This window comes from Streptococcus sp. HMSC072C09 (genome assembly GCF_001813105.1).
Taxonomy (GTDB): Bacteria; Bacillota; Bacilli; order Lactobacillales; family Streptococcaceae; genus Streptococcus.
In genome coordinates, this window is sequence record NZ_KV811503.1 from 40,490 (window position 1) to 42,488 (window position 1,999).

General features: G+C 43.8%; 1 protein-coding gene and 1 pseudogene. Both read right to left on the minus strand.

Annotated features, from left to right (window positions below; all coding sequences use genetic code 11):
- Window positions 1-916, minus strand: a pseudogene (locus tag HMPREF2893_RS08795) (GBS Bsp-like repeat-containing protein); the annotation flags it as partial.
- A 139-nt stretch (window positions 917-1,055) separates the two neighbouring features.
- Window positions 1,056-1,999, minus strand: a 944-nt coding sequence (locus HMPREF2893_RS08800) for a GBS Bsp-like repeat-containing protein (RefSeq protein ID WP_186822252.1), incomplete at its 5' end; no start/stop codon positions are given.

The window sequence follows — 1,999 nt, forward strand, 5'->3', positions numbered from 1 at the left end:
CAGCGTTTTCGTGGTCACTAGCTTTGGCTGTTACGGTATAAGAACCGTCTGCCTGGCGAGTCGGAGTGTACCAGATGATATCTTTTATCCCATTGGCATGAGACCAGAATGGAATCTTCACTTCCTTGTAGCCATCGAAGCCTTGAAGGTTCTTAGCTGTAATGGTGAAAGTACCGTCTGAATCTGATTTCGTAATGGTTAGATCAGCAGATGGTTTAGGAGCTGTGTAGTCAATAAAGGCTTTCTTGACAAACTTGTTTTGGCCTTTGGCATCCACATAGAAGACTTGCGCTTCGTACTTGCCATCCGCGTTTTCGTGGTCACTGGCTTTGGCTGTTACGGTATAAGAACCATCTGCTTGACGATTTGGAGTGTACCAGATGATGTCTTTCATCCCATTGGCATGAGACCAGAATGGAATCTTCACTTCTTCATAACCATCCAAGCCTTGAAGATTCTTAGCCGTAATGGTGAAGGTGCCGTCTGACTCTGATTTTGCAATAGTCAAATCTGCGGAAACTGGAGATTCCTGTTGAGGAACACTCTCATTTCTTGCTGCTACCACTCGTGCGCGTGCGCCATATGGTGCACGACTAGCTACCACAGCTGGCGCTGGTTGCTCTGATACAACCTTGTCGCTAGTGCCCTTGTCAGAAGACTGGTTATTGCCAAGAGTCGGTGTGACAGGTGCTGCCTCTGTTGCAACGGTATTTTCTGTCTGAATACCTTTCTCAACTCCCACTTCTTCGCTCACGGTATTCTGTGCTTCTGATGAAGTTGTTGTTTTTGCAACGACAGCTGATGTATTTTCTGGTGTTTGATCGGACGCATGTTGCTCATCGGCTTTGACTTGTTGTGTCGAAAAAGCCAACAAAACGGCTGTCCCAGCATAAAAAATAAGATCTTTCTTTTTCATGTATCTTCCTTACAATTTTTTATACGGATTGTACCCACATAGTAGTATTATAGCACAAACCGCCGGATCAAGAAACAATATCGTGAGAAGAATCCTATTTTTAAAGAAAACAGAAGGCAAGATTGGCCTTCTGATTAGCTTATGCAAAAATTGAGAAGAAAGGTGCTCCAAGCTTGTTATCCATCGGGTCTTTACTCTTAATAGAGTGAAGATAATTGATGGAGTACCAGCCGTTGTTGCCGCTATTATATGGATCGCGAACATAGGTTCTTCCATTGTCATAACCATGCAAGACCAATTCATGAGTATAAGGATCGCTAGTAAATTGGCTATTGCCTACCGCAGCAAGTACATGCTTGCCAGCCATGAGGGCTTCTGCAATGCCTCCAGCTCCATTAATCAATTGGCTCTTCAAGCCCCAGTTACGAGTGGCAGCTACAATCCCATCAGAATCTGTTCCTGCTTCACCTTTGTTGAATGAATCAGTATTGTTGTAGAGATAATCAGCTACTGTTGTTGGCAAAATAGTTTTACCTAGGATATCTGTAAAGGTCATAGCAAGAGAGGTTGGCACACAACCTGACTGATCGACATTGCTCACACCGTAATATTTCCCAGCCCAACGAGGATCCCGTTGAGAATAATAGGTTGTTTGTGGATTCACCTTTTGATTTCGTGGAGACAAGGCTGTCTGACCGAGGTTAAAACCTTCAACTCCTCCATCTTTGTAGTCCACATAGACGTGAGTAGTATAGTTGCCCGCTTCGTTACCGTGATTATTGGCAGAGACAGTGATCTCTGTGTGCATACCTGTCGGTGTTGCGGAATACCAGTAAAGATTTTCTTGATGAGCTTTAGACCAAGCTGCCACACGAATATTCTTAATCTGACGTCCCTGAGGTGCTTGATCTACAGCTACTGTATAAGTCCCGTTCGTTGCATTAACATTCTTAATAGAAGCTTGCGTCTTGGTCATGGCATTTCTAACTTCTACGTCTGTTGTTGTGGTACCAATACCAATCCGAGATCCATCATTTTGAATGTAATAGAGGTGAACATGGTACTTACCAGTAGAGTTCTTGT